This window comes from Moritella sp., assembly GCF_033791185.1.
GTDB lineage: Bacteria > Pseudomonadota > Gammaproteobacteria > Enterobacterales > Moritellaceae > Moritella.
This window is the reverse complement of record NZ_JASJHF010000034.1, coordinates 1-3,000: the sequence shown is the minus strand read 5'-3', so window position 1 is coordinate 3,000 and position 3,000 is coordinate 1. Positions and strand designations below refer to the sequence as shown.

The window sequence follows — 3,000 nt, the reverse complement described above, 5'->3', positions numbered from 1 at the left end:
GGGGCATACCAACATTGTCCTCAAATAACGGAATGGCTATGATGGGATTCGCAATCTATCAGCCTGTACAGCAGGGCACCAGCCAGATTTGCATGATTGCAATAACCAATATCTGATTTATTATGTGCACTTAATGCGACTGTGCACGTAAAGGCGGCGCGCCATGGAACGGGATAACACTGGGAAGGCTACTCAGTTTATAAAAACCGTACTCGTGATAATTTGCTAAAAGTTGACCAATCCAAATACTTTTCTTTGAATAAGAAGCAGGTCAGCTGTATTAAACAGACCATCTGGTACTGGTACGCCGCTATTCAATGGCGCAACATCGCCACGTAATTGTTCATCAGCTGTTAGTGTTTTTAAACCAAGAGCCGCTTGTGTGGCCAGCAGCAGGTCGATTACATTAACAGTATCGTCACCGTTGATGTCTCCATCAGCCGGGATACTCTGTTTATCAAGTGGGTCACTACCGATATAGACTTCAACGTCATCGTCATACCCATCAGCATCGGTATCGGCCAATAACGGATTTAAGTCGGTACCGGCAATATACGTTGCCGGATTACCGTCATAATTAACTTCTGCGTAATCACTGAGGCCGTCATCGTCTGTATCAAGTAGTAATGTATTGCTACCGATGCTTTGTTCTAATAAATCACTTAAACCATCATTGTCATCATCAAGATCACAGGCATCCCCTGCTCCATCATTGTCGGTATCAAGCTGACTTACATTTGAATCTACCGGACAGTTATCAATCGCATCCGGAACACTATCACTATCGAAATCTGGTTGTTCACATGCGTTGCCTATACCATCACCATCGCCATCTTCCTGACCAGAATTGTAATTTGCAGGGCAATTATCATCATAATCCATGAAGCCATCTTCATCACGGTCTACCCCCAATCGATAACCTGAACCCGGAGGCACTGCAGTGTAAGTCACCTCCTGTCCTACCGTAAGCGCAAGTGCACGTATTTGTAAATCAGTCATCGTTGTTGGTCCTGTTATCGTTGTGTCCATCTGGAACGTATGACCGCCAACATAATAAGCACCACGTTTTTCACCTGCGATGTTCATTTTAACGATAATGTCAGCATCTCCCCAGCGTGAAAGGAGCAGATCAACACGCTCTCTTATAACGCCACTATTCGGGGTTATTGTCGATAGTGTCACCTGCTGCCCAACTATTGGCTTTAAATTCGAATCAAATGCGAACATAAACTGAACCATTTGTTTGCGCAGCACGTCTGGGTCGGCATCAGAAAGAGTAAAATCAAACAGTACCGCATTATGAAATCTTTCCAGGGTGTCAACAGATCCATCGTGGGTAAATCCAAATCCACGAATTTGATCACCTTTATACCCATTATCACCACTGTTATTAAATGGAATATCTGCCATTCCAAACATACCAACTTTTTCATACATGTTTCGAAGTTGCGGGACTTTTAAATCTTGTAACGCACCTTCAAAGCTCATCAATCCACTGGTTCCAAAAAAACCGGACGCAGGATCCAATACATGACAGCCATTACAATTGGTAACGAGGTCACTATTGAAATCACCAACGTAATAATCGTGACCCGCCTGTTGGTCAGTTGTTAGTGAATTATCAAGATTGCGAATTGGGTTGGGTGGTGGTGTAATCTGGAGAACAAAGTCGGTATAAGCCTGCATCTGAGCTGCTGAGATAGGACCTGTACGACCTAATAAGCCTTCAAAAGCCACATTGAATGTTTTGAATGCCAAATCTTCGTCAAGAGCATCACCACCTTCATTTGCACCACTTCTATCACCACGCCAGTGCATAGGGCCATGATTAGCCATACCACGGAATGTTTGCGTAACCATAGGTCCCTTTACTGGATGAAAATCTGCACCAGTAGCTATAAAACTAATGGGATTGTTGTTTGGAATAACTACACCATCAGGATTACCTAGATCCCACGCCAATTCATCTTTATCCCCTTCTATATGACAACTTGCGCAAGACGCTTCACCATTACTTGAAGTCTGCTTAGCGTCGTATAAAAACTGCCTACCAGCAATGACACTCGGAGGTTCCGGGTTATGTAAGGCGATATGACTTATTTCTGTCGCAGTTGTGGTGTCTACTACTGAAATTGCATTATCAAATCGAGTGGTCACGTAGATACGATCATTTGTCTCATCTAAAAACAGACCACCAGGACCACCAGCACTCAAGGTAATGTGATTTGCAGAATCTGGAGTAAAAGAATTATTCTCAAAAGAAACAGTATTAAATACACCGATTTTCGCCGAACCCTTGGCCGCCACATATAATGTTGAACCATCAGCTGTAACCGCCATTCCCTTCGGTATAGCTAATGAGTCATCACTGACGCCAGCTGGTGCAGGCGAAATATTATAGTTAATGTGTTTGTTTAAATGAATGGGGGTTACAGAACCAGTACCAGGATCAATTACTGTAATTCTGGCTTCGTGCAGATGTCCTTGAACTGTTGTTGACGATGAACCTGGGCCTTCAAACCGTACCTCGTTAATTGCTTCAGTATTTGCCACATAAACTTTTCCTGAAACGGGATTAACAGCCATATTAAATAACACAGTCCCTACCCCTGAATAAGACGCTGTTTGCGCGACTGGCCCACCATTAGCATTAATTGCGAATACGTCTCTGTCAGGTAGACTAAAACGAACCAGACTAGACCAGTCAATATTTAATTCATCTACCCACTGACTACCGTTAAATTTAATAATTAAACCGGTCTCTGGTGAAGTATTACCACTTATTGTAACCGGATTTGGAAACGGCAATTTCCCTACACCATTAACTTCACCCGTTTTTATCGTACAGGGAATAGCGACTCCATTGTCACAAACAACCTGTTCGTGCAGAACCGTCGTTTGGTTTCCTGATTTAAATACTGCCGCATAGACAGTACTTCCATCAGGTGAGACAGTTAATGCTTTTGGTGTGTCTCCAAAAAGGGTAAGAATGGTTAGTGG

The 3,000-nt window shown here is 43.2% G+C and carries 1 protein-coding gene; it reads right to left on the bottom strand.

What is annotated here, in order from left to right; all coding sequences use genetic code 11:
- Positions 1-225 precede the first annotated feature (225 nt).
- Positions 226-3,000, bottom strand: a 2,775-nt coding sequence (locus QNK26_RS02225) for a thrombospondin type 3 repeat-containing protein (RefSeq protein ID WP_319220633.1), incomplete at its 5' end; no start/stop codon positions are given.